Annotated in this window: 25 protein-coding genes; 13 read left to right on the top strand and 12 right to left on the bottom strand. The window is 63.4% G+C overall.

Going from position 1 to position 22,975, the window contains the following annotated elements; translation table 11 throughout:
• The first annotated feature begins 1 nt into the window (after position 1).
• Together dapC and VLA65_RS05480 are read left to right on the top strand one after the other, a co-directional pair.
• Positions 2-1,150, top strand: a complete 1,149-nt coding sequence (dapC, locus tag VLA65_RS05485) for a succinyldiaminopimelate transaminase (RefSeq protein ID WP_332602061.1) — start codon at positions 2-4, stop codon at positions 1,148-1,150.
• Positions 1,151-1,380: 230 nt separating this feature from the next.
• Positions 1,381-2,664, top strand: a complete 1,284-nt coding sequence (locus VLA65_RS05480) for a citrate synthase (RefSeq protein WP_059387479.1) — start codon at positions 1,381-1,383, stop codon at positions 2,662-2,664.
• Between the two features lie 87 nt (positions 2,665-2,751).
• Here VLA65_RS05480 and galE read toward each other — a convergent pair whose 3' ends face one another.
• The gene (gene galE / locus VLA65_RS05475) at positions 2,752-3,765 is read right to left on the bottom strand and encodes a UDP-glucose 4-epimerase GalE (protein ID WP_284991428.1); all 1,014 of its coding nucleotides are present in this window, start codon (positions 3,763-3,765) and stop codon (positions 2,752-2,754) included.
• Positions 3,766-3,879: 114 nt separating this feature from the next.
• Between galE and VLA65_RS05470 the strand changes: the two genes are divergently transcribed.
• The gene (locus VLA65_RS05470; protein ID WP_307052564.1) at positions 3,880-4,506 is read left to right on the top strand and encodes a TetR/AcrR family transcriptional regulator; all 627 of its coding nucleotides are present in this window, start codon (positions 3,880-3,882) and stop codon (positions 4,504-4,506) included.
• Positions 4,507-4,569: 63 nt separating this feature from the next.
• Positions 4,570-5,181 carry a hypothetical protein gene (locus tag VLA65_RS05465; protein WP_332601976.1) on the top strand — a complete coding sequence of 204 codons (612 nt, stop codon included), beginning with the start codon at positions 4,570-4,572 and terminating at the stop codon, positions 5,179-5,181.
• 43 nt (positions 5,182-5,224) lie between these two features.
• Here the strand turns inward: VLA65_RS05465 and VLA65_RS05460 are convergent, their stop codons facing one another.
• Together VLA65_RS05460 and dapD are read right to left on the bottom strand one after the other, a co-directional pair.
• Entirely contained in the window at positions 5,225-6,067 is an 843-nt protein-coding gene (locus tag VLA65_RS05460) for a hypothetical protein (RefSeq protein ID WP_332601975.1), read from the bottom strand.
• 11 nt (positions 6,068-6,078) lie between these two features.
• On the bottom strand, positions 6,079-7,104 hold the full coding sequence (gene dapD, locus VLA65_RS05455) for a 2,3,4,5-tetrahydropyridine-2,6-dicarboxylate N-succinyltransferase (protein WP_306958658.1): 1,026 nt from the start codon (positions 7,102-7,104) through the stop codon (positions 6,079-6,081).
• 85 nt (positions 7,105-7,189) lie between these two features.
• Here dapD and dapE point away from each other — a divergent pair, with 85 nt between their 5' ends.
• A complete protein-coding gene (gene dapE / locus VLA65_RS05450) occupies positions 7,190-8,314 on the top strand; it encodes a succinyl-diaminopimelate desuccinylase (RefSeq protein WP_332601974.1) in 1,125 nt (374 codons plus the stop codon).
• Positions 8,315-8,464: 150 nt separating this feature from the next.
• Here dapE and VLA65_RS05445 read toward each other — a convergent pair whose 3' ends face one another.
• From VLA65_RS05445 to VLA65_RS05430, 4 genes are all read right to left on the bottom strand, one after another.
• A complete protein-coding gene (locus tag VLA65_RS05445; RefSeq protein WP_332601973.1) occupies positions 8,465-9,319 on the bottom strand; it encodes an amino acid ABC transporter permease in 855 nt (284 codons plus the stop codon).
• Positions 9,316-9,963, bottom strand: coding sequence for an amino acid ABC transporter permease (locus VLA65_RS05440; RefSeq protein WP_059387484.1), 648 nt, complete (start codon positions 9,961-9,963; stop codon positions 9,316-9,318). The genes VLA65_RS05445 and VLA65_RS05440 overlap by 4 nt, the downstream gene beginning before the upstream one ends.
• Positions 9,964-10,025: 62 nt before the next feature.
• Entirely contained in the window at positions 10,026-10,925 is a 900-nt protein-coding gene (locus VLA65_RS05435) for a glutamate ABC transporter substrate-binding protein (protein ID WP_059387485.1), read from the bottom strand.
• A 50-nt stretch (positions 10,926-10,975) separates the two neighbouring features.
• Positions 10,976-11,731 (bottom strand): amino acid ABC transporter ATP-binding protein, encoded by a 756-nt coding sequence (locus VLA65_RS05430; RefSeq protein WP_059387486.1) that lies wholly within the window; start codon positions 11,729-11,731, stop codon positions 10,976-10,978.
• A 234-nt stretch (positions 11,732-11,965) separates the two neighbouring features.
• Between VLA65_RS05430 and VLA65_RS05425 the strand changes: the two genes are divergently transcribed.
• From VLA65_RS05425 to VLA65_RS05410, 4 genes are all read left to right on the top strand, one after another.
• A complete protein-coding gene (locus VLA65_RS05425) occupies positions 11,966-12,766 on the top strand; it encodes a TIGR00730 family Rossman fold protein (RefSeq protein WP_059387487.1) in 801 nt (266 codons plus the stop codon).
• A 37-nt stretch (positions 12,767-12,803) separates the two neighbouring features.
• Complete coding sequence (locus tag VLA65_RS05420; protein WP_332601972.1) at positions 12,804-13,139, top strand: DivIVA domain-containing protein; 336 nt, start codon at positions 12,804-12,806, stop codon at positions 13,137-13,139.
• Entirely contained in the window at positions 13,136-14,431 is a 1,296-nt protein-coding gene (locus VLA65_RS05415; RefSeq protein ID WP_442880186.1) for a hypothetical protein, read from the top strand. The genes VLA65_RS05420 and VLA65_RS05415 overlap by 4 nt, the downstream gene beginning before the upstream one ends.
• A 373-nt stretch (positions 14,432-14,804) precedes the next feature.
• The gene (locus VLA65_RS05410; RefSeq protein WP_009357720.1) at positions 14,805-14,972 is read left to right on the top strand and encodes a DUF3117 domain-containing protein; all 168 of its coding nucleotides are present in this window, start codon (positions 14,805-14,807) and stop codon (positions 14,970-14,972) included.
• A gap of 76 nt (positions 14,973-15,048) precedes the next feature.
• Here the strand turns inward: VLA65_RS05410 and VLA65_RS05405 are convergent, their stop codons facing one another.
• Positions 15,049-15,681, bottom strand: a complete 633-nt coding sequence (locus VLA65_RS05405; RefSeq protein WP_059387489.1) for an O-methyltransferase — start codon at positions 15,679-15,681, stop codon at positions 15,049-15,051.
• A 258-nt stretch (positions 15,682-15,939) separates the two neighbouring features.
• Between VLA65_RS05405 and sigE the strand changes: the two genes are divergently transcribed.
• The 3 genes from sigE to VLA65_RS05390 are packed head-to-tail and all read left to right on the top strand — an operon-like array spanning position 15,940 to position 17,917.
• A complete protein-coding gene (gene sigE, locus VLA65_RS05400; protein ID WP_059387491.1) occupies positions 15,940-16,584 on the top strand; it encodes an RNA polymerase sigma factor SigE in 645 nt (214 codons plus the stop codon).
• A gap of 36 nt (positions 16,585-16,620) precedes the next feature.
• Positions 16,621-17,502, top strand: a complete 882-nt coding sequence (locus VLA65_RS05395) for a hypothetical protein (protein ID WP_332601971.1) — start codon at positions 16,621-16,623, stop codon at positions 17,500-17,502.
• A gap of 31 nt (positions 17,503-17,533) precedes the next feature.
• Positions 17,534-17,917, top strand: coding sequence for a twin-arginine translocase TatA/TatE family subunit (locus tag VLA65_RS05390; protein ID WP_059387493.1), 384 nt, complete (start codon positions 17,534-17,536; stop codon positions 17,915-17,917).
• 5 nt (positions 17,918-17,922) lie between these two features.
• On the opposite strand, the gene VLA65_RS05385 is transcribed toward VLA65_RS05390, so the two are convergent.
• Genes VLA65_RS05385 through VLA65_RS05375 form a run of 3 tightly spaced genes read right to left on the bottom strand, consistent with a single transcriptional unit; the run spans position 17,923 to position 21,039 of the window.
• A complete protein-coding gene (locus tag VLA65_RS05385) occupies positions 17,923-19,050 on the bottom strand; it encodes an Mrp/NBP35 family ATP-binding protein (protein ID WP_284991441.1) in 1,128 nt (375 codons plus the stop codon).
• A gap of 11 nt (positions 19,051-19,061) precedes the next feature.
• Positions 19,062-19,706: a DUF1003 domain-containing protein gene (locus VLA65_RS05380; RefSeq protein ID WP_307055270.1), complete on the bottom strand. Its 645-nt coding sequence runs from the start codon at positions 19,704-19,706 to the stop codon at positions 19,062-19,064.
• A 49-nt stretch (positions 19,707-19,755) separates the two neighbouring features.
• Positions 19,756-21,039, bottom strand: a complete 1,284-nt coding sequence (locus VLA65_RS05375; protein WP_236812034.1) for a magnesium transporter MgtE N-terminal domain-containing protein — start codon at positions 21,037-21,039, stop codon at positions 19,756-19,758.
• A gap of 76 nt (positions 21,040-21,115) precedes the next feature.
• Between VLA65_RS05375 and VLA65_RS05370 the strand changes: the two genes are divergently transcribed.
• Positions 21,116-21,943 carry a general stress protein gene (locus VLA65_RS05370; protein WP_332601970.1) on the top strand — a complete coding sequence of 276 codons (828 nt, stop codon included), beginning with the start codon at positions 21,116-21,118 and terminating at the stop codon, positions 21,941-21,943.
• Here VLA65_RS05370 and VLA65_RS05365 read toward each other — a convergent pair whose 3' ends face one another.
• The gene (locus VLA65_RS05365; protein ID WP_172465471.1) at positions 21,944-22,948 is read right to left on the bottom strand and encodes a HesA/MoeB/ThiF family protein; all 1,005 of its coding nucleotides are present in this window, start codon (positions 22,946-22,948) and stop codon (positions 21,944-21,946) included.
• Positions 22,949-22,975 lie beyond the last annotated feature (27 nt).

Genomic DNA, 22,975 nt, shown 5'->3' with positions numbered 1-22,975 from the left:
TTTGATTTCTGCGGCCCCCGCTTTCGGCCTCAACCTGCCTGACTATCCTTGGGAAGCGATGGCGCCGTACGTGGCCAAGGCTTCAGAACACCCGGGCGGGGCAGTCAATCTCTCCATCGGAACCCCCGTGGATCCGACGCCGCAACTGGTCCGCGAGGCGCTTGCCCGGGCAGCTGACGCCCATGGTTACCCGACGGTCCACGGCACGGAAGCTCTTCGCGAGGCCGTATCCAACTGGTTCGCCAGCCGCCGCGGGGTCCCGGGAATCGATCCGAGGGACGTCCTGCCGACCGTCGGCTCCAAGGAATTGGTGGCCTGGTTGCCGTTCCTGCTGGGACTGAGCGCAGGCGACGTCGTGGTCCGTCCCACTGTGGCGTACCCGACCTACGACATCGGCGCCATGCTCGCAGGCGCCACTGCCGTCGCGGCAGACAGCCTGGACGAACTGGACTCAGCCACCCGCGCGAGGGTCCGGCTGATCTGGATCAATTCCCCCGGCAATCCCACGGGCAGCGTCCGTGACGTCGAATCCCTCAGGCAGATCGTCGCCCAGGCGCGCGAGATCGGCGCAGTCGTGGCGTCGGATGAATGCTATGCCGAACTCGGCTGGGGCGAATGGGATGCCCAGCGTGGCGGCGAGGCAGTGCCTAGCGTCCTTGACCCGCGCGTCACGGGAGGATCCACGGACGGACTCTTGTGCGTCTACTCCCTCAGCAAACAATCGAACCTCGCCGGCTACCGTGCCGCCTTCGTAGCTGGTGACTCGTCGATCGTGGCGAATCTGGTCAACAGCCGCAAGCACGCCGGCATGATCGTGCCGTATCCGGTCCAGGAAGCCATGCGCACCGCGCTCGGCGATGCCGGCCACGTGCTCGCCCAAAAGGATCTCTACCGCGGGCGCCGTGAACGCCTCCTGCCGGCACTGAAGAACTTCGGCCTGGAGATCCACGAGTCCAAAGCTGGCCTGTACTTGTGGTCCACCGCAGGGGAGGCGACGTGGGACACAGTCCGCCGTTTCGCTGAGCTGGGGATCGTCGTCGGGCCCGGGGTGTTCTATGGAGACGCGGGCAATGGTTTCATCCGTGTGGCGCTCACCGGCACGGACGAACGCATCGATGCGGCAGTCGAACGCTTGGACACTGCCCGGTAACAATGCTGTGACTTCCCGCACAGGGCGCGTCATTCCGCCAGTAACCGTAGCTTGTGAATTAGTTTGTCCCGCTTACTGGCGGTAGCTTTTAACTGACTATCAATGGTGGCTTTCTCCACGAAGGCAGTTCGGCCGATGGTGTCTGCACCTGCAGACTCCTGGCTGGAGTCACCAGATGTTGGTTGGATCAAGCTTTCGACCGAGGCCAAGAGCCTCATGAAGGGGACTCCATGACTGAGACCACCAGCGCTACCCTGCGCCATGCCGGCGGAGAGCTCGAGCTCCCGCGGATCAAGGTTGTAGAAGGGAACGAAGGATACGACGTTTCCAAGCTGCTGAAGCAGACGGGCGCCGTCGCCTATGACCCCGGCTTCATGAACACCGCCGCCACCACGTCGGCAATCACCTACATCGATGGCGACGCCGGTATCCTGCGGTACCGCGGCTACCCGATCGAGCAGCTTGCCCAGCACTCAAGCTTCCTGGAAGTTTCCTACCTGCTGATCTACGGCAACCTTCCCACTCCCACCGAGCTGGACGCGTTCGACCAGCGGATCCGCCACCACACGCTGCTCCACGAAGAGCTCAAGGGCTTCTTCGGCGGTTTCCCGCGTGACGCGCACCCGATGCCGGTGCTTTCCTCGGCTGTCTCCGCGCTGTCCACGTTCTACCAGGACTCCTTGGACCCGTTCAACCCGGAGCATGTGGAAGTTTCCACTATCCGCCTCATGGCGAAGCTCCCGGTCATCGCGGCCTACGCCCACAAGAAGTCCATCGGCCAGCCCATGCTGTACCCGGACAACTCCATGAACCTCGTGGAGAACTTCCTGCGCCTGAGCTTCGGCCTGCCGGCAGAGCAATACGAGCTGGATCCCGTCGTCGTCAAGGCGCTGGACCTCCTGCTCATCCTGCACGCCGACCACGAGCAGAACTGCTCGACGTCGACCGTCCGCCTTGTGGGCTCCTCGAACGCGAACCTGTTTGCTTCTGTTTCCGCAGGCATCAACGCCCTCTTCGGTCCCGCCCACGGCGGCGCCAACGAGGCCGTGCTGAAGATGCTGCGCCAGATCCAGGCCGACGGCATCAAGCCCGAGGAATACATGGAGAAGGTCAAGAACAAGGAGGACGGCGTCCGCCTCATGGGCTTCGGACACCGGGTCTACAAGAACTACGACCCCCGCGCCAAGATCATCAAGGCGACGGCACACGAGATCCTGGGCAAGCTGGGCGGCAACGATGAGCTCCTGGACATCGCGATGCGCCTCGAAGAGAAGGCCCTTGCGGACGACTACTTCATCCAGCGCAAGCTCTACCCGAACGTCGACTTCTACACCGGCCTGATCTACAAGGCCATGGGTTTCCCCGAGAAGATGTTCACCGTGCTGTTCGCGATCGGCCGACTCCCCGGCTGGATCGCCCAGTGGCGCGAAATGATCAACGATCCCCAGACGAAGATCGGCCGTCCGCGGCAGCTCTACACAGGAGAGCCGGAACGCGACTACCCGGCGGTCTAATCCCCGCCGGTGTGGGCCCAGCACGCGGGGTCACTTACAGCCCGTCCCAAGGGACATCATGGGCCGTAAGTGACCCCGCGTTGCACTTTAAGAGCTGTAGCCGAGTGGGTTGTTCTTCTGCCAGCGCCAGTGGTCTTCGCACATCTGGTCCACGGTCTTCGTGGTGGACCAGCTCAGGTCGGCCAGGGCGGAGGAGGCGTCGGCCCAGAACGCGGGCAGGTCTCCCGCCCGGCGGCCCGTGATCTCGTACGGCAGCGGGTGGCCCACGGCCTGTTCGAAGGCGTGGAGCATCTCCAGTACGGACGTGCCTTTCCCGGAGCCAAGGTTCCAGCGGTGAACGCCGGGGCGCTCCGCAACGTAGTCCAATGCGGCGACGTGGCCACCGGCGAGGTCGACGACGTGGATGTAGTCCCGCAGGCAGGTGCCGTCCGGGGTGTCGTAGTCTCCGCCGAAGACCATGAGCTTTTCGCGGCGGCCGACGGCGACCTGGGCGATGTAGGGGACCAAGTTGTTGGGGATACCCTGGGGGTCCTCGCCGATCCGGCCCGAGGGGTGTGCGCCCACCGGGTTGAAATAGCGCAACAAGGCGATGTGCCAGCGTTCGTCCGCGGCGCCGAGGTCCGTGAGGATGTCCTCGATCTGTTCCTTGGTACGGCCGTAGGGGTTGTTCGCCCCGATCTCCATCTTCTCGATGTAGGGGATGGGGTTGTGCTCGCCGTATACCGTGGCGGAGGAACTGAAAACGATCGACCGGACCCCGTGCTTGTCCATGGCGCGGAGCAGGTTCAGCGTGCCGACGATGTTGTTGTAGTAGTAGTTCAGGGGTTCCTGCACGGATTCGCCAACTGCCTTGAGCCCGGCGAAGTGGATGACGGCGTCGATGCTGTGCTGATCGAACACGGCTTCAACCGCGGCCTCGTCCACCAGATCCACTTTATGGAACGCCGCCGTCTTTCCCGCCAGCTCACCGACGCGGCGCAGGGACTCTTCGCTTGAGTTCACGAGGTTGTCCAGCACGACCACTTCGTGTCCGGTTTCCAGCAGGGACAGGACGGTGTGCGATCCGATGTAGCCGGTGCCACCCGTGACAAGAATTCTCATGCAAGCAACGCTAGCCGAACTTGCCAAGGCTCGCTCAGTGTTGCGTGCGCCACAGTCCCGCAGTTCCGGTGCGCCGGGCGGTACCGTTCAAGCACGTTCGTGCTAAAAAGATCTGTGCCCAAGATTGTTGATGCCGAAGCCCGGCGCCAGGAAGTAGTCGAAGCTGTCTTCAGGATCATCGCCTCGGATGGCCTGGAACGTGCCTCCTTGCGGGAGGTGGCCGACGAAGCCGGGCTCGCCGTCGGCTCGGTCCGGCATTACTTTGCCAGCAGCGATGAACTGCTGGTCCACTCCTTTGCCGTGGTCATCGACAGGATCGCCGCGCGGCTTGAGGACGCGTTCGCCGTCGTCGAATCCTTGGATCCGGATTCGGCGGAACACGGCGCCGCCGTGTTAACCCTGGTGGGCCAATTCCTTCCGCTCGACGAGGAACTGGCCGTCGACGCCTGTGTCTGGATGGCATTCCGGCACGCGGCCCGAATCCGGCCAGTACTCGAACAGGAAGCGGCACGCAGCCACCGGGCCGTGGCCGCCGTCGTCGGCCGCTTGGTGATGCGACTGATGCCCGACGGCGGATCCGGCCAGGAGCGCCTGGTGACCGAGGCCGAGCGCCTTCTGGCCACCCTCGACGGACTGTGCATGCACGCCCTGCTGCAGCCTGAGTGGATGACGGCCGAGGTCTGCCGCGACGTGCTGACCGCGCATCTGCAGACTCTGGTTGCGGTCCCATCCAACCGTTAACGTCGAGGCTCAACGGGAATAGACTGGAACCCTGAGTGGGCACCTGCCAAGGGAGGCAATCGGATGCATGACACAGGCGGTCAGGGGTGGCGAATCACAATGGACACCTCCGGACCGATGCTCATTGCCTTGTATCTGAGAGACGTTGCTGGATTGGACGGAGCCGGTACGCCAACGTTGTCCCACGCCACACCCAAAGTCAGGCACGCGGACCACACGCACCTCACTGCCGAGGTAGGCGGGGTGCCGGCCCTCAAGACAGAGTGGGAGGCCTGGTGGGAGCAGCTGTTGAGGGCGTATCCGGATGCCGCGCCGGAGCTTTCACCCCCGGGATTCAACGCCTTCGGCAATTCGCCTGCCCTGCGCAGAGTATTGCAGGCACACTTCGGGGCCGCCCTGACCTGGGCCCGTGAGCGCCTTGAAGAGTACGAAAAACTGGAGGCTGAACGCGAAGCGAGCGGCGCCACGTTGCTTCTGGGGGACATGGTGGAGGACAGGCTGCTGGAAGTCGGACGGAGTTCCCGGGACTTCCAGCTGACGATCATCGAGCTACCCCTCAACGAGCCAAGGGCCTGGTATCTTGAGCCGGACAAGATGATCATGAGCCACCGGCTCTTGTCCGAACCGGATATCTTCCGCAGCTACGTCCAGCCGGTGGTTGAACTACTGGTCTGAAGCCGGGCGACGCCGCCAGGCACCGCCGAGGCCCCACCCAAAACTAGGTCTTCGGAGCCGAAACCGTGATGGTTACGGACCCCGACGGTGCCGCTGAATCCTGCCAGCCCTTGTGGTCCTGCCGGTTCCAGGTGGCGCCAGCCACGTCGACCTGCGTCACGGAAAGGTCCTTGGCATTCGCCACGGCCCACTGGGCCACAGCCCACGCCTGCGCACCGCTGATGTTCAACTGGACCGTGCGGCCCTGGGCCACGGCCGGCAGGGCGCCGAACTCCGTGGTCATGGCGGCCACGACGGCGTTCGGGTCGCCGGCGGTGTCCGCGGCCCGGAGCGTGCAGTCGAGGGCCCGTTCGGAATGTCCCGTGAGCGCCGACGCATACGCCCGGCCCATGGGTTCCTGCTGCGCGTAGGCCTGGGGGTAGGCGGAATGCTGGACCGCTTGCGCCGCATCAGTGATCGCCATTGTTTCGTAGCCGGGTATTTTCACAAGGTGGTCATAGAAAGCGTTCGTCGCGTAGACGGGATCCATGACCTCGGCTTCGGTGCCCCAGCCCTGGGAGGGGCGCTGCTGGAACAGGCCCCGCGAATCGGGGCCAACCTCGTCACCGTGCCCGATGTTGCGAAGCTTGGATTCCTGCATGGCTGTGGCCACGGCGATTGTGGCCGCGCGCGGAGGCAGCCCCCGCTGCACGGCAATGGCGGTGATGAGGGCGGCATTCGCGGCCTGGTCCGTCGCCAGCTCGTACGAGTCCGAGCCCACGACGGCGACGCAGCGTTCCGTAACCAAGGTTTCGGAACGCTGCAGTACAGTCACCACGGCGTAGATGGCACCGGCCACCAAGGCAAGCGCCAGCAACAAGATGATGGTGCGTCGGAGACGGCGCATCCAGGTATCAGCTAGTTGGCGTGGAGGGCTTCGTTGAGTTCCACCGTCTGGCCCTTGCGGGGAAGGACCTCGACTTCGCCAGTTGTGGAATTGCGGCGGAACAGCAGGTTCGGCACGCCGGAGAGCTCAACAGCCTTGATGATGCTGCTGGTGTCTTCCCCGTTGGCGTCCTTCGGGCCGGGGATGCGCACGCGGGTTCCAGCCGTGACGTAGAGACCTGCTTCGACCACGGAGTCGTCGCCGATGCTGATGCCCACGCCGGAGTTGGCACCCAGGAGCACGCGCTCACCCAGGGCGATCTTTTCCTTGCCGCCACCGGAGAGGGTCCCCATGATGGAGGCGCCGCCACCGACGTCGGTGCCGTCACCGGCAACAACACCTGCCGAGATGCGCCCTTCCACCATGGACGTGCCGAGCGTGCCGGCGTTGAAGTTCACGAAGCCCTCGTGCATGACCGTGGTGCCTTCGGAGAGGTAGGCGCCCAGGCGGACCCGGTCGGCGTCGGCGATCCTGACCCCGGTGGGAACGACGTAGTCCACCATGCGCGGGAACTTGTCCACTCCGTAGACCGTGACGGCGCCGCGCTTACGCAAGCGGGCGCGGGTCAATTCGAAGCCGTCCACTGCGGCGGGGCCGAAGTTCGTCCACACAACGTTGGGGAGCTTGCCGAAGATCCCGTCCAGGTTGATGCTGTTGGGCTTGACGAGCCGGTGCGAAAGCAAGTGCAGGCGCAGGTAGGCGTCAACGGTGTCGGCGGGTGCCTCGTCCAGGTTGATCTGGGCAAAGACCACCTTCTGTTCGGTCCGGCGGTCGGCGTCGTGGCTTTCAGCTGCGAGAGCAGTCAGCGACTCGTCGGCGTGCTCCACGGCGCGCAGGGATGCGGCAGCTTCGCCCAATGCCGGTGCCGGAAACCAGACGTCCAGCACTGTCGCTTCTCCGGCGTCGGAGGTGGCGATGGTGGCCAGGCCAAAGCCATAGGCGGAGCGATCGTTGTCAGAAGCGCTATCGAGAGCGGCAGAGGCAGCGGTTTCAGTCATGGCGCAAGTCTATCGAGAGCCACTGCTTCCCTTGAAACCGTGTGTGGACCGAGGGGTCGCAATTCGCTCGGGATACAGTGGACAGGTGACCGTTGAAACTACCCCGATCCTTCTTGACATCAGGCAAGACGTTGCGCTGCTGACCGCGGCGCTGATGGACATCAACAGCGTGTCCGGCAACGAAGCCGCGCTTGCAGACGCCGTTGAATCCGCGCTTCGTACGATCCCCGGCCTGCAGCTTGTGCGGGACGGCGACGCCATCATTGCCCGGACCGAGCTGGGACGCCCGGAGCGCGTGATCTTGGCCGGCCACCTCGATACCGTGCCGTTGCCCACCGTGGAGGGTTCGCTCGGCACCGTGCCCGCCACGTGGGAGTCCGGCGTCCCCGGGACGGGAACCTTGTATGGACGCGGAGCCACCGACATGAAGGGCGGGGTCGCGGTGCAGCTTGCGCTCGCCGCGACAATGTTCGACGGCGGCGCCGAGCCGGGCAAAGACGTCACCTTCGTCTTCTATGACCATGAGGAAGTTGAAGCGGTCAAGAGCGGCCTCGGCCGCTTGGTACGGAACCATGGCCATCTCCTGGAGGGGGACTTCGCGATCCTGCTCGAACCCACCGACGGCACGGTGGAAGGCGGTTGCAACGGCACCAGCCGCTTCGAAGCCACCACGGTCGGGGAAGCGGCGCACTCCGCCCGGGCGTGGATGGGCAGCAACGCCATCCACGCAGCCGCTCCCATCCTGAGCCGCTTGGCCTCCTACGAACCTCGCACCGTCAACGTGGACGGGCTGGACTACCGGGAAAGCCTCAATGCCGTGAAGATCAACGGCGGCACTGCGGGCAACGTCATCCCGGACCGCTGCGTCGTGGAGATCAACTACCGCTTCGCGCCGGACAAGACCCCGGACCAGGCCGAAGCCCATGTCCGCGAACTCTTGGACGGCTTCGACGTCGTCCGCACCGACGCTGCCGCCGGGGCGCGGCCGGGCCTCAACCACCCGGCTGCGGCGTCCTTCGTTGCCGCCGTCGGTGCCGAGCCCAAACCCAAGTACGGTTGGACCGACGTCGCGCGCTTCAGCGAGCTAGGCGTTCCCGCGGTCAACTTCGGACCGGGCGATCCGCTTCTTGCGCACAAAGACAACGAACACGTCGACTCCGACGCCATCCGTGAGTGCCTCCGGGCGTTGCGGTCGTGGCTGGCCGACTAGGTCGAGTGACCTTATTTTTGCTTGAGAATGAGGGTGTGGGGGGAGGGGGGGGGGGGGGGGGGGGTGGTGGGGCGGTGTCTGGCGTGTTTTTTTGTTTCCTTCTCCCCTCCCCCCCCCCCCCCCACACCCACGTCTGCGACGTTCTTGCGACTAGCCCTCGATTGCCACAATCTCCGACTTGGCCACCTTCACCACTTTGACGTTGCGGCGCATCCGGCCTTCAAGCCACTTGGCGATTCCGGCCAGGATCAGGCACATCCCGACGTACAGGACACCGGCAATGATCGCGGAAGGAATGATGGGCGAACCGTACTGGGCCTGGCTTCCGAAGTACTTGGCCTGGAAGAGGATCTCGTTGTAGGTCACAATGAAGCCCAGCGCGGTGTCCTTGAGGATGACCACGAGTTGGGAAATGATCACCGGGAGCATCGAGCGGACCGCCTGCGGCAGCAGGATGTTTGTCATGACCGCGCTCTTCGGCAAGCCGATGGCATAGCCGGCCTCGCTCTGGCCACGGGGGAGCGATTCGATGCCGGCCCGGAAGACTTCCGCGAGCACCGATCCGTTGTAGAGCACCAGGCCCGCAACGACTGCCGTGAAAGGCGTGATCCCCTGGACGCCGAGCGGAGGGAGCCCGTAGTAGAAGATCATCATGAGGATCAGCAACGGAATGGCACGGAAGAGCTCCGTGAACCCATAGCAAGGCAAGCTGATCCACTTGCGCTCGGAGAGCCTCCCGAAGGCCAGGAAGACACCCAGCACCAAGCTGAGCACGGCTGCCGTGGCAAACGCTGAAAGCGTGGCGCCCACTGATTGGATGATGGTCTGCTGGACCAGCGGGAAGGTGAACAAATGCCACTTCTTCTCGTCGAACTGGCCGCTTTGGGCGAAACGAAGGACGATGAATCCGACGATGGCGAGAATGACCAGGGCGGTCACGACGCCGAGAATCCGGTAGCGTGCGCGGGCCTTCGGGCCCGGAGCGTCAAAAAGGACCGAGCTCATCGGGCCACCTTCCATTTCTTTTCAAGCTTCCGCTGGACGAAGGAAAGGATGAAAACGAGCAGAACGAAGATCAGTGCGACCCAGAGCAGCCCGGCCATGGCAGGCTCGCCGCGCTCGGAAAGATTCGATCTGATGGCTCCCGCTTCGGCGACCGAGAAGCCGGCTGCCACCGTTGTGTTCTTGAGCAATGCGATGAACACGCTGAACATGGGCGGGATGACGGCACGGAATGCCTGGGGGAGGATCACCAGGGTCAGGGTTTGGGTGAACGGAAGGCCGATGGCACGGGCAGCCTCGGCCTGGCCGACAGGCACGGTGTTGATGCCGGAGCGCACGGCTTCCGCCACATAAGTAGCGGTGTACAGGCTGAGGCCGACGGTTGCTGCGGTCATGAAATCAATTTCCACGAGACCGAGCTTCGGATAGCCCAAGGCAAAAAAGAACAGGACCAACGTCAATGGGGTGTTGCGCACAACGTTGATGTACAAAGTGGCTGCGGCGCGCATCGCAGGGATGGGGGATACCCTCAAGGTCGCCACGATGGTGCCCAGGATCAGGGCGAAGATCCCGGCAACGACGAAAAGTACAAGGGTGTTCCGGAACCCTGTGATGAACAGGTCCGAATTATTCAGCAGCGTATTCACAGAATGGTCGCTTTCAGCCGATATTCGAGGGGGCGGCCAAGGGCCGCCCCCTCAACATGGGTTTAGTAGTTGTCCACTGCGGGTTGGGTGACCTTGGTGCCGGACTGGCCCAGTGTGGAGTCGTAGATCTTCTGCCACACAGAGCCGCCGTCAGTGAACATCTTGTTCACGAACTTGCGGAAGGCTGTATCGCCCTTCTTCAAGCCAACACCGTACTTCTCAGTGGTGAACGGCTGGCCTACCACCTTGAGGTTGTCGGTGTCCTGGGAGGCGTAACCGATCAGGATTGCCTGGTCGGTAGTCACAGCATCGACCTGGCCGCTCTTGAGCGCCTCGACACACTGTGAATACGTGTCGAACTCAGTGGTCTTGGTGCCGGGGAAGTTTGCCTTGATGTTCTGGATGGGGGTTGAACCCGTGGCCGAACAGACGTTCTTCCCGCTCAGGTCCTTCTCGCTGTTGATGGTCGTGTTGCTCTTCTTGACCAGCAGGCCTTGACCCGTCACGAAGTAGGGTCCGGCGAAGTCGACCAACTGCTTGCGCTTGTCCGTGATGGAGTAGGTCCCGACGTAGTAGTCAATGTCGCCGTTGGTAATGGCGGACTCGCGGTTGGCCGAAGGAATGGGCTTGTACTCGATCTTGTCCTTCGAGAAACCGAGGGATGCGGCGATCCACTGGGCAACCTGGATGTCAAAACCGCTGTACTCGCCGGTCGCGGCATCCTTGAAGCCCAGGCCAGGCTGATCCTGCTTGACGCCGATCGTGATCTTTCCGTTCGACTTGATCTTGTCGAACGTGGGGCTGCCCGTGATGGACACGTTCTGGGCCACCGTGAACGGTGCGGACTCGCTGCTTGGCGCGGTGGTGGAACCGCCGCCGCCACCGCATGCGCTCAGCGAAAGGGCGAGCGCCGCGCTTGCAGCGACCAGGAGGGATTTCCTCCGGGTGATAAAAGACTTCATGATATTCCTTTCATTGTGCGGCCACCCCCGCGGCCTGGGTGCGGTGAGTGTCAGTGAGTCAGGAGTTTGGAGAGGAAATCCTTGGCACGGTTGCTTTGGGGGTTGGTGAAGAATTCCTCCGGCTTGGCGTCTTCAACAATCTGGCCGTCGGCCATGAAGACAACGCGGTCGGCAGCTTTGCGCGCAAAGCCCATCTCGTGGGTGACCACGATCATGGTCATGCCTTCCTTGGCCAACTGGACCATGACATCCAGGACCTCGTTGATCATTTCCGGATCAAGTGCCGAGGTCGGCTCGTCGAAAAGCATGACCTTCGGCTTCATCGCGAGAGCCCGGGCAATTGCCACACGCTGCTGTTGGCCACCGGAGAGCTGTGCAGGCATCTTGGGTGCCTGTTGCCCGACGCCGACCCGCTCCAACAACGCCATGGCGTCCTTGTCCGCGGTTGCTTTGTCCTGTTTCTTCACCTTGATCGGTCCCAGCGTGACGTTTTCGAGAATCGTCTTGTGGGCGAACAGGTTGAACGATTGGAAGACCATGCCGACGTCGGCCCTGAGAAGGGCAAGTTCCTTGCCTTCCTCAGGCAGCTTCTTGCCATCGATCGAAATCTCGCCCGTATCGATGGTCTCCAAGCGGTTGATGGCCCGGCACAGCGTGGACTTGCCCGAGCCCGAAGGCCCGATGACAACCACAACCTCACCCTTTTTCACTTGGAGGTTGATGTCCTTCAGGACATGTAGTTGACCAAAGTGCTTATTGACGCCATTCAGGGAGACGAGGGCATCGCTGGCGGCTTGAATAGTCATGTGACGAATCTAGCGAAGAAATGATTCAAGTTGAGCCAGCTCACACGAACTTACGTGGATCGTGATTCAACAGATACCTGCTTTGCAGCTATCTGACAGCAAATGATGGGTAGGAAACCCAATACCGCAAACAACAGGCCACGCCGGAACGGCTGCAGCCGCCATCCGCGCTAGCCTAGGTCAATGAGTACCAGCCAGCCCCAAGTTCCTAGTCCAGACGCCAATGGCAAGGCGATGAGCAACGGATCGGCAGCGTCAGCTCCGGCCGTAGCCGCAGAGCCGCCAGCCAAGCACAAAGGACCCTTGGAGCTTCGGCGCAAACAGGCCGCTATGCCGATGTCGGACCAGCGACTCCTGGACACCAGGGGAGCCGACCACTTCATTCACACCGACCCGTGGCGGGTCCTGCGGATCCAGAGTGAATTCGTTGAAGGATTCGGTGCGCTCGCCGAGCTCGGCCCCGCCGTCAGTGTCTTTGGTTCCGCCCGCACCAAGCCGGGCACCGGCTATTACGATATGGGCGTGCAGGTGGGCCGCCACCTCGCGGAAGCCGGCGTCGCCGTCATCACAGGTGGTGGCCCGGGATCCATGGAAGCCGCCAACAGGGGCGCCGTTGAAGGCAACGGCGTTTCCGTGGGACTGGGAATCGAGCTGCCGTTCGAACAAGGCCTCAACCGCTGGGTGGACCTTGGCATCAACTTCAGGTACTTCTTTGCCCGCAAGACCATGTTCGTCAAGTACGCGCAAGGGTTCATTGTCCTGCCGGGCGGCCTGGGAACCCTGGACGAACTGTTCGAAGCCATGGTCCTGGTGCAGACCCGCAAGGTGACATCGTTCCCCATCGTCCTCCTGGGGGTCGACTTCTGGAGCCCGATGATCGAATGGATCAAGGGGACCCTGGTGGCCGAAGGCATGGTCTCCGCGAAGGACCTGGACCTCATCCAGCTTGTGGACGATCCTGCGGACGCCGTTCACCGCGTCCTGCACGGAATCCCGCGGCCACCCTCGACCAACGGGGACCAGCGCCCGGAGTAGCCTTGCCGTCACTGAGCTCTCAGCTGAGTCTGGCACGATGGTTGTTGTGAGCTTTTTTCTGGTCTTTCTCGCGATTGTCATTATCGGTGCCGTGTTGTTCCTCGGCGCCGGAATGGCGAGATCCTCCCGCGACTCCGGCGCCGGTTTGGACGAACCCGTCCCGAACCTGCCGCCGGTCCTGTTGCCGGCAGGAGCCAAGGCATCCGACGTCGACCGCGTGCGCTTCGCCCTTGGGCTGCGGGGCTACCGGATGGACCAGGTGGATGAGGTCCTCGATGAGCTCCGGGATCAGCTGACCTCGCAGGAGAGGGAAATCGAACGGCTGAAACTGGCCTTGGAGGCAGCCGGGAACCAGGAAGACCCAAGAGAGTGACCCCGTCACTCGAATCGCGGTCCCCGACGGGATTCCTGGTCCGAAGATTGCGCCGCGCCGGAGCCCACGCCGCGGGCTGGCCGTGGTGGGTCCAGGTCTCCCTCGTCTACATCGCCTCGAGGCTTGTCAGCGCTTGCATCTTCATGGCCGCAGCGTTGCAGCAAGGCGTCAATCCGTGGTTTCCGCCGGCACCTGACTACTGGAACTTCATCACCATCTGGGATGGGCGCTGGTACGCCGAAGCGGTGAACAACGGGTACCCCTCTGTTTTGCCGGTCAATGCGAACGGCGGCGTCGCGGAAAATTCCTGGGCGTTCTATCCACTCTTTCCGTACCTTGCCAAGGCGCTCGGTGCACTCACCGGACTGGCGACGCTGCCCGCCCTGACGGTCGTCGCGATGGTGGCCGGGCTTGGGGCGGCCCTGGTGGCCTACAAACTGTTCCGGGAATTCGCCGGGCGGACCACGGCGCTGTGGGCACTGACCTTCTTCTCGATGTTCCCCGTCTCGGCCATCCTGCAGGTCCCCTACGCGGAATCCCTCAATACCCTGCTCCTGGCGGGTTCGCTCCTGCTGCTGGTGCGTCGCAAGTACCTCGCGGCGATGCCCGTGGTCCTGCTCATGTGCCTGTCGCGGCCCACTGGAGTGCCCTTCGCGGCCATGGTGGGCCTACTCCTGGTCCACCACTTGTGGAAGAGGTTCGGGCGCCGCCCGTCAGTGCCAGGCGACGTGCCCGCCGACGTGCCCGCCGACGTGCCCGCCGCCGGGTCGATCCCGACGCTCCGGGAGCTTGGATCGCTGGCCGCGCTAGTGGGGGTCAGCGCGGCGGGGGCCCTCGCGTGGCCGGCCATCGCCTGGGCGGTCACGGGGGACCCGCTGGCCTACACCAAGACCGAAACTGTTTGGCGAGGGGACGACCTTGTTCCGTTCAAGCCATGGTTCGAGACCGGCCAAATGCTCTTCGGGCCGGTACTCGGCATTCTCGCGCCGTTCGTCTTCGTCGCGCTCTTTGCCCTGCTGATGTTGAGCAAACCTGTCCGGGCCCTCGGCACCGAACTGAGGCTTTGGTGCACGTGCTACGTGGGGTATCTTCTGGTCTTCCTGCACCCCCAGACGAGCACGTTCCGGATGCTCTTGCCCTTGTTCCCCTTGGCGCTCAGCACGGCCTGGTTGTCCCGCTCGAAGGCTTACCGCGGCACCGTGGTGGTCATGTTCTTCCTCCTCCAGATCGTATGGATCGTCTGGCTGTGGGCGTGGGCGCAGTTGCCGGGCGGCGGCGACTATCCTCCGTGATGCCTCCCCGTCGTTTCGCCAGTTCAAGCGCGATCACGGCCCGGCGGGAAAAGTCCATCAATTAGCTACGGGCGGGTAATTACGAGATAATGGACACAAGCAAGGACAAAGGCACCCTCGGGTGCCCGGCGACGACGACTGAACTGCCATGACTGTCGACGCCGTATATTCCACGCGGAGCCAACCCGGCCGGGTTGGCTCCGCGTGGGATATACGGCGTCGACAATCATGGCAGTTCAGTCGGCGTCGCCGGGCACCCGCGGGTGCCCGGCGACGACGCCTGAACTGCCATGACTGTTGACGCCGTATATTCCACACGGAACCAACCCGGCCGGGTTGGCGGGATTTGGGACAACTGGAGGGGATTTTCCTAATGGCGGCTATGAAACCACGTACTGGCGACGGCCCTATGGAAGTAACCAAAGAGGGCCGCAGCCTGATCATGCGTGTGCCGCTCGAAGGCGGAGGACGGCTGGTGGTCGAGCTCAACGCAGCAGAGGCGGCGAACCTCAAGGAATGCCTCGTAGGCGTTACCGAATAGATTCACTGGGCAGGGCCCCGGCAGAAGAGCCGGCGCCCTGCTTTCATGTTTAAGCCTGAAGGCGAACGAGGGCCAGCTACTTCTTGACCGCTACCAGCAATCCGTCTCCCGTGGGAAGCATCGCTGACGAGAGCCGTTCGTCGTCGCGGATGGCCTTGCCGATCTGGCGCAACACCACGGTGGTGCTGTCCCTGGCGGCCGGGTTGGAAACTTTGTCCTTGTCCAGCGCGTCATTGATGACCAATGTTCCGCCCGACTTGAGCAATCGGATGGCTTGCTGAACGTAACCGGGAAAGTTCGGTTTGTCGGCGTCGATGAACACGAGGTCGTATGCGGAGTCGGTGAGGCGCGGCAAAACGTCGGCCGCACGGCCGGAGATCGTCCGGGTGCGGTTCGCCGGACTGCCGGATTCCAGGAAGGCCTCGCGGGCGGCCTTGAGGTGCTCGACGTCGACGTCGATAGTGGTCAGGACGGCCTGCGGGCTGAGGCCGCGCAGCAGGCACACGCCGGAGACCCCTGCCCCGGAGCCGACCTCCACAACCGTCTGTGCCTTCGACGCCGCGGCCAGGACTGTCAGGACGGCGCCAACGCCGGGGCTGACGGGAGTAACGCCCAGCTCGAAGGAGCGTTCACGGGCGCGAAGCAACACGTCGTCCTCGGCAGGCAGATCTTCTGCATAGGACCAGCTGGTTGACTTGTCGGCACTCATGGGGGTTCGCTTTCCAGGCAGAGGGGTATTCCTTCCAGACTACTGGCTACGGGCCGCCCAGCCCGGATGCCTGCGGCCCGCAATTCTGTGTCTCTCCGGCTTCCTCCGGATGATGTTCGCTCTGCGGGAAAAGCCTGCCTGCGATCAGCAAAATCTCAGGCAACACTGGGATGATGTATATCCAGCCATCCAAGTGAGGGCCGGCAACGAACTCCTGAGTGACCGGCAGGATGACAAACAGTTTGAGGGGAGCGGACGATGCGGGCATCAAGTGCTGCGCCAGTCCAGGCAACGGCAGCAGTCCTGGGTTCCACCGACACGGCCCCGCCAGCCGAAGAATGGGTCAGGCCAAGCTGGGAAGAAGTGGTGGAGAACCACTCCGCCAAGGTCTTCCGCCTTGCCTACCGGCTCACCGGAAACAAGTTCGACGCCGAGGACCTCACCCAGGAAGTCTTCGTCAGGGTCTTCCGTTCGCTCGAAAACTTCAAGCCAGGCACACTCGACGGCTGGCTGCACCGGATCACCACCAATCTCTTCCTCGACCAGGCCCGTCGGAAAAGCCGTATCCGATTCGATGCCCTGGCCGAAGACGCCGAATCCCGGCTGCCTGGACATGAACCCGGTCCCGAGCAGAGCTTCGAGTTGAACAACCTCGATCTCGACGTCCAGCGCGCCCTGGAAGAACTGCCCCCGGACTTTCGCGCCGCCGTCGTGCTTTGCGATCTTGAAGGCCTCTCCTACGACGAAGTTGCCGAGGCGCTCGGCGTGAAGCTGGGAACCGTCAGGTCCCGCATCCACCGCGGCCGGACAATGCTCCGCGAAAAACTGGCGCACCGGGATCCGCGTCCGGTCCAGGCCCGCAAGCCGCGCCTTAAGATGCCGCGCATCGCCGGCCTCCTTTAGTCGCCGATGGGTCTGCTGAAAGGACGACTCGGTGGTTTGACTCGGGGAAATATCCGGCACAGCCGAGCCCCCGGCCACCTGCAGCAATGCTCTGAATGCCACGCCGCTGTCCTGCGGGAACGCCAGTACCTCGAACGGCTTCGCCGTGCCGCCGTTCCCGAGGCGAGCCAGGACTTCACCAACAGGCTGATCGAGCACACCCAGCGGTTGGCGCAATCCGATGTCGACGAGCGCCCGGCGCCCCAGCGAAGCGTATGGCACGGGATCCGGCTCGCCAGCGCCGCGGCCGGCGGGCTCGCCGTCAGCGCAGGAATCCTGGCGGTTGCGGCCTACGCGCTTGGCGGCGAAGTTGCGCCCCAGGCGTCCGACCGTGGCGAGCAGGAAGTCCGGACCCTGGTCAGTTCCACCGTGCCCGGAAACGCCGCAGAGCAACTCCCCGTGACGGGTTCGCAGTTGAGCCTGCCCGTCGGCGTTGCCGGGACGGTGAACCTGAGCGAGCAGCAATTGTCCGAACTGCGGAGGGACGGCTGGGCATGTCCCGAAATGGCAAGCATGGGTTACCACGTGGTTTCCGCCCGGGCCCTGATGCAGGACGGGCACCCTGCCGTTGAGCTGCACCTCAGTGACGGTGACCACCACGCCACGCTGGTGGAGCAGCACTTGGAGGGCAGCGGCGCTTCGGGGACCCAATTGTCCATTACCCAGGGGGCCCCGTGGCAGGCCGTCTACTCCTCGCCGGTGGCAGTGCTGCGTTATTCCTCCGACATGCCTGCCAGCCAGGCCGCCGGAGCCGTTCCGGAGCTCGTGAAAGCGGGCGACTCGCTGGTGGTTTCCCGGCCCGCCGAAAACAGCACAGGGACCTGGAACGATCGGCTGGAACGGGGACTCCATACCCTGGCGGGCCTCGCAGGTTTCTGAGCGGACCAACGGACAGGGTAATCTTCGATACGTGTTTGGAATCAATGGCTCGGAGTTTCTCATCCTGCTGATCATCGGCGTCATCGTGATCGGCCCCAGCCGTTTGCCTGAATACACGCGGAAGCTGACGAATCTGGTCAAGGAGCTGCGGCGCATGGCGTCCGGCGCGCGTGAGCAGATCAAGGAAGAAGTCGGCATCGACATAGATGAAGTCGACTGGAAGAAGTATGACCCGCGCCAGTACGATCCGCGCCGGATCATCAAGGAAGCGCTGCTCGACGACGACACGAAGCCCGTCAGCGACGGTGCGCCTGTCGCTGTGGCAGCAGTGGACACTCCGACGAAAGCTCCCGAACGGGTTGTCGAACGGCTTTCCGTCGGTGAAAAAGCGCCCTTCGACGCTGAAGCCACCTAAGAAGGCTATTTCGGCTGGATCCCGAGGGACATTCCGGCCAGGCCGCGGGGCTTGGCATTGAGCTTTCCCGCGATGGCCTGAAGTGCCTGTGCAGCGGCCGTCTCCGGAGCCGTCAGCACCACGGGGCGGCCAGCGTCGCCGCCTTCGCGCAGACGGATGTCCAAGGGGATCTGTCCCAAAAGCGGAACGTCGGTCCCGACGGCGGCGCTCAGCCGCTCAGCCAGCACCCGCCCGCCGCCGCTTCCGAACAATTCCATCCTGCCGCCGTCGGGCATCTCCAGGAAGGACATGTTCTCCACGACGCCGGCAAGCTTCTGGCCCGTCTGCGTTGCGATGGTTCCGGCCCGCTCGGCAACGTCGGCTGCCGCGGCCTGCGGGGTGGTCACCACGAGGATTTCGGCGTTGGGAAGCAACTGTGCCACCGAGATCGCGATGTCGCCCGTGCCCGGTGGAAGGTCCAGGAACAAGGCATCCAGATCGCCGAAATAGACATCCGTGAGGAATTGCTCCAGGGCGCGGTGCAGCATGGGCCCCCGCCAGGCCACCGCTTTGTTCCCGGAAACGAACATGCCAATGGAGATCACCTTCACGCCGAAGGCCACGGGCGGGAGGATCATGTCGTCCACCCGGGTGGGCTGCTGCGTGATTCCCATGAGCGCCGGAACGGAGAAGCCGTGGACATCGGCATCGACGATTCCCACGCGCAGCCCCTGCGCTGCAAGGGCGCACGCAAGGTTGACCGTCACGGAGGACTTGCCTACACCGCCCTTGCCGCTGGCCACGGCGAAGACCTTCGTCAGGGAGCCCGGCTCGTTGAAAGGTATTCCGCGTTGCCCGCCTGCGCCTCGCAACTGTTCCTTGAGGGCATCGCGTTGCGCTTGTGTCATGACCTTGAGCTCGACATCGACGGCGGTCACGCCGGGAACCCGCGTCAGGGCCGCGGTGGCGTCGGCCGTTATGGTTTCCCGCAGCGGGCAGCCGGCGATGGTCAGCAGCACCGCAACCCGGACGGTTCCGTCCGGACTGGCCTCTACCGAATCCAGCATCCCCAATTCCGTGATGGGCCGGCGGAGTTCGGGATCGATGACGGTTGCCAAGGCAGCGTTGAGGGCCTCGACGGATGGTGTGCTCATGGGGTGGGTGTTCAGCTTTCGGGCTGGGCGGGGGGACCCGGGTTCCGCGTTGGCGACGTGCCGACGGCCGAGAGGTCGGGTTCGGATTGGCTGGCGCTGGAATGCGCCGGATGGATCTTGGGGATCTGCTGGGTGGGAGGATTGCGCTGTTTGTTGCGCTTGTCCTTGATTTTGTCCTTGGCTTTCTCGCCGTTGTTGGAGCCGCCGGAATTGTTCGGCCCCAACTCTTCCTGCGCTTCGAGCAGATCCGACAGCAGCGAGCGGAGTTCGGCGCGCACGTAATCCCTGGTAGCGACCTCGCGCAGGGCGATGCGGAGAGCCGCGACCTCACGGGTCAAGTATTCGGTGTCAGCCAGATTGCGCTCGTCACGGGCCCGGTCCTGTTCGATTGTCACGCGGTCTCTGTCGTCCTGGCGGTTCTGGGCCAACAGGATCAGGGGCGCGGCGTAGGAGGCCTGTGTGGAGAAGAAGAGATTGAGGAGGATGAACGGGTAGGGATCCCACTGGAAGCCGAACAAGCCAATAACGTTGAACGCGATCCAGACGATCACGAAGATCGTCATGTAGAACAGGAAATTCGCCGTACCCATGTAACGGGCGAAGCGTTCGGCAAACCGGCCGAAGGCATCGGGATCGCTGCCGAAATTCGGCAGCATGCGGGAACGCAGCTCGAGCGGGGTGTCCAATCCTCCGCTGGTGGGCTTCTCAGCCAATTCGGCCTCCTAGTTTCCTGATCGGGGCTCCGTCTTCGTGGGTTCGCCAGTCGTCCGGGAGCAAATGGTCTAGGAGGTCATCAACAGTCACCGCCCCTACGAGGCGGCCGGCGCTATTTACGACCGGGAGGGAGTTCAGGTTGTAGGAGGCCATGGTGTGGCTGACCTCGCTGACGCTGGCGTGATCGGAAACCGGCTCCAGGTTCTTGTCCACGATGCTGCCGAGCTGTTCGGGCGGGGCGCTGCGGAGCAATTGCTGGATATGCACGACGCCGAGGAATCGTCCCGTGGGTGTCTCCAACGGAGGGCGGCAAATGAAGATGGCCGAGGCCAGGGCGGGGGAGAGCTCCTCGCTGCGCACATGGGCAAGTGCCTCGGCCACCGTGGCTTCCGGTGGAAGGATGACGGGAACCGGGGTCATGAGGCCGCCGGCGGTGTCCTCGTCGTACTGCAGGAGCCTGCGGACATCGTCAGCCTCGTCGGGCTCCATCAGGAGCAGTAGTTCCTCGGCCTTGGCGGAAGGCAGGTCAGCCAACAGGTCTGCGGCGTCGTCCGGGTCCATTTCTTCCAGGACGTCGGCTGCGCGTTCGTTGTCCAAAGCGGACAACAGCGTGACCTGGTCTTCTTCCGGCAACTCCTGGAGCACATCGGCGAGGCGTTCGTCCTGCAGCTCGCTGGCCACTTCGATCCGTCGTTTGTCCGACATCTCCTGGAGTGCGTCGGCGAAGTCGGCCGGCTTGAGGTCCTCGTGCGTGGCGACGAAGTGGCTTGCACCTTGGGGATCGTTCTCGGAGCCCTGCAGCGTGTCCGCCCAGTCCACCAGGAGGGTATGACCGCGGCGCAACCCCCGGAGCCTGGACGTAGACGTGCCGCGTCGAATGAAAAGCTTGGAGACGAGCCAGTCACCGTTGCGCTGCTGGTCCATGGCGATGTCTTCGATGATGGCGTCGCCGCTGCCGTCCTTGAGGGTCACCTTGCGGTCAAAGAGCTCGCCGACCACCAGTTGCTCGGCACCGCGTTGCTGGAAGCGCCGCAGATTGACCAGTCCGGTACAGATGATCTGGCTCTGGTCCATGGACGTCAGCCTGGTCATGGGAACGAAGACGCGCTTCTTGCCCGGAACTTCGACGACGATACCCACTGCGTGCGGGGCCCCGCGCAATCCGCGCGAGAGCACCACGACGTCGCGCAGCCGGCCCAGGCGATCGCCGAGGGGGTCGAAAACGTCGAGGCCGAGCAAGCGCGCAACAAAGATGCGTGAAGGATTTGTGCTCACCCTTACAGGCTACCGAGTCTGCTCTCTTTTAGCTGAATTTCAGCCGGTTCACATGTGTATGGGACAGAATGGGGGTATGGCGAACATTTTCGGTGCCCCTAAGGCCACGGAGGAATCCCGCAGCGTCCCTAAAGGCGACACCGTGGGCTCTTACACTTCCTATCTCGATGCCCAGAAGGCGGTGGATTATCTTGCCGACCAGCAGTTCCCCGTCCAGCATGTCTCCATTGTCGGAAACGACCTCAAAATGGTGGAGCGGGTTACGGGACGGCTCAGTTACCCCAGGGTCGCCTTGTCCGGAGCCCTGAGCGGTATGTGGTTCGGCCTGTTCGTGGGCGTCATGCTTTCGTTCTTCACCCCGGCCGGTGGCCCCTTCTCGATTGTGACGTCGGTCCTCATGGGTGCTGCATTCTTCATGCTCTTTGGGATCGTCACCTACGCAGCACAGCGCGGGAAGCGGGACTTCACCTCCACCAGCCAGGTAGTGGCGACGAACTATGACGTCATTGTCGCCTTGGAGGCATCCCACGAAGCCCGCCGTCTCCTTCACCAGTTGCCGATGAATCCTTCCGAGGCAGCCTTCGGGCGGCCGCCGCAGGCCTACACGCCGCAGGACTACCGGAACCCGCCGGCGCATCCCGGTGCACCGCAGGGTCCGGCCCCGGAGCGCCCGGCGTCTTGGCAGGATCCGTATGGCCAGCGTGGACCGGAAGCCGGACAGGCAACCGCCGGCGAGCCCGCCCAGCCTGCTGCGGACGCCGCGGCCCCGGCTGCGGCCGCGCGGCCGACCGCCGGCGTGCGCTACCCGGACCTTCCCGACGGCCGTCCGCAATACGGCGTGCGGGTGAACGAACCAGGAAACGGCGAGCAAGCTGCCACCGGTGAGGATCAGGCGAAGCAGTAGTTATTGCGGGGCCTCACAGCTGCAATCTGGAAGGCGTGCGAGCTTCCGGACGCGCCAGTCCAAGGTGAATAGGTCGAGTTCCCGTACCTGCCCAGACAAGGCAAGCGGCAACCCGAGCAGGATCTTCATAGCCTCCCACGCCGCCAGATTCGCCACCAAGCCCGAAATAGCTGCGATGCTCCCCCCGCTCCTCGTTCGTCCTTTGAGCGGGAGGAAGTCGGCGCGGTTGTGATCATTCATGGTCTGTGAACGGATGCACTGCCAGCACACTGTCTGACCGGGGATGATGCTGGTGCCGGGCACGCCCAGGTTCCCGCCATACGCCCCACCAACGATGTGAGGAACGCGCGCTTCCGTCGCGGCTTCAGCGATGATATCTGAGAGGACGACGACGTCCGGCTCATCGGCGCATCCGACCACCAGGCTGGCATCCCTTAACGCCGATTCGAGATCTGCTGCGGCAACCACTCGGCGACGGTTCGCCGTGACCTGAAGGTTCTCGTCGATCGACGTGAACCGTTCGGCGGCGACGTCCACCTTAGCCAAGCCCAGGTCGCCAGGCTGAAATAGGATCTGCCGGTTCAAATTTGTGAGTTCTACAATGTCCGGATCGAAAATCTCAATTCTGCCGATGCCTGCCGCGACGAGGGATTGCAGTAGCCAGGTCCCGGTTCCGCCGACTCCAACGACCACCACTTTTGAAGTGCGGAGTTTCTCCTGCAGTTGAGTTGGCGAGTTAGTAAGGGAAAACGTGGATGCGAACTCCTGGAACAGCCTCTCTTGACGTTCGAACTTGTTTGCGCTCGGGTGCTCCGGCTGCGGGTACGTATCAAAGAGGCGCTCAGTTTCCATGATGGCCAGGACGTTTTCAAGCGATTTGCAACTGAACCCGGCACTTCCCTCGAGGATCGATTCGATCCTTTCGATGGAATTCGACCCGTCAAGCAAGGGGATCAACTCGATCACAAACGGGGATACGTCGAATTCAAGGACCCTGAGTTCCATGGTGCAAATGAACTGCATTCGACAATC

The organism is Arthrobacter sp. S2(2024), assembly GCF_036662515.1.
Taxonomy (GTDB): Bacteria; Actinomycetota; Actinomycetes; order Actinomycetales; family Micrococcaceae; genus Arthrobacter.
The sequence above is the reverse complement of the archived record's forward strand: the minus strand, read 5'-3'. Positions and strand labels throughout refer to the sequence as shown.

Excerpts from the sequence above, each read along its gene's own strand:
- dapD (WP_306958658.1), bottom strand. The coding sequence starts at position 7,104 with ATGACTGAAACCGCTGCCTCTGCCGCTCTCGATAGCGCTTCTGACAAC.
- VLA65_RS05435 (WP_059387485.1), bottom strand. The coding sequence starts at position 10,925 with ATGAAGTCTTTTATCACCCGGAGGAAATCCCTCCTGGTCGCTGCAAGC.
- VLA65_RS05365 (WP_172465471.1), bottom strand. The coding sequence starts at position 22,948 with ATGGAACTCAGGGTCCTTGAATTCGACGTATCCCCGTTTGTGATCGAG.
- VLA65_RS05460 (WP_332601975.1), bottom strand. The coding sequence starts at position 6,067 with ATGCGCCGTCTCCGACGCACCATCATCTTGTTGCTGGCGCTTGCCTTG.
- VLA65_RS05480 (WP_059387479.1), top strand. The coding sequence starts at position 1,381 with ATGACTGAGACCACCAGCGCTACCCTGCGCCATGCCGGCGGAGAGCTC.
- VLA65_RS05405 (WP_059387489.1), bottom strand. The coding sequence starts at position 15,681 with ATGAGTGCCGACAAGTCAACCAGCTGGTCCTATGCAGAAGATCTGCCT.
- VLA65_RS05385 (WP_284991441.1), bottom strand. The coding sequence starts at position 19,050 with ATGAGCACACCATCCGTCGAGGCCCTCAACGCTGCCTTGGCAACCGTC.
- VLA65_RS05420 (WP_332601972.1), top strand. The coding sequence starts at position 12,804 with ATGGTTGTTGTGAGCTTTTTTCTGGTCTTTCTCGCGATTGTCATTATC.
- VLA65_RS05430 (WP_059387486.1), bottom strand. The coding sequence starts at position 11,731 with ATGACTATTCAAGCCGCCAGCGATGCCCTCGTCTCCCTGAATGGCGTC.
- VLA65_RS05425 (WP_059387487.1), top strand. The coding sequence starts at position 11,966 with ATGAGCAACGGATCGGCAGCGTCAGCTCCGGCCGTAGCCGCAGAGCCG.
- VLA65_RS05380 (WP_307055270.1), bottom strand. The coding sequence starts at position 19,706 with ATGCTGCCGAATTTCGGCAGCGATCCCGATGCCTTCGGCCGGTTTGCC.
- VLA65_RS05370 (WP_332601970.1), top strand. The coding sequence starts at position 21,116 with ATGGCGAACATTTTCGGTGCCCCTAAGGCCACGGAGGAATCCCGCAGC.
- galE (WP_284991428.1), bottom strand. The coding sequence starts at position 3,765 with ATGAGAATTCTTGTCACGGGTGGCACCGGCTACATCGGATCGCACACC.
- VLA65_RS05445 (WP_332601973.1), bottom strand. The coding sequence starts at position 9,319 with ATGAGCTCGGTCCTTTTTGACGCTCCGGGCCCGAAGGCCCGCGCACGC.
- VLA65_RS05410 (WP_009357720.1), top strand. The coding sequence starts at position 14,805 with ATGGCGGCTATGAAACCACGTACTGGCGACGGCCCTATGGAAGTAACC.
- sigE (WP_059387491.1), top strand. The coding sequence starts at position 15,940 with ATGCGGGCATCAAGTGCTGCGCCAGTCCAGGCAACGGCAGCAGTCCTG.
- VLA65_RS05465 (WP_332601976.1), top strand. The coding sequence starts at position 4,570 with ATGCATGACACAGGCGGTCAGGGGTGGCGAATCACAATGGACACCTCC.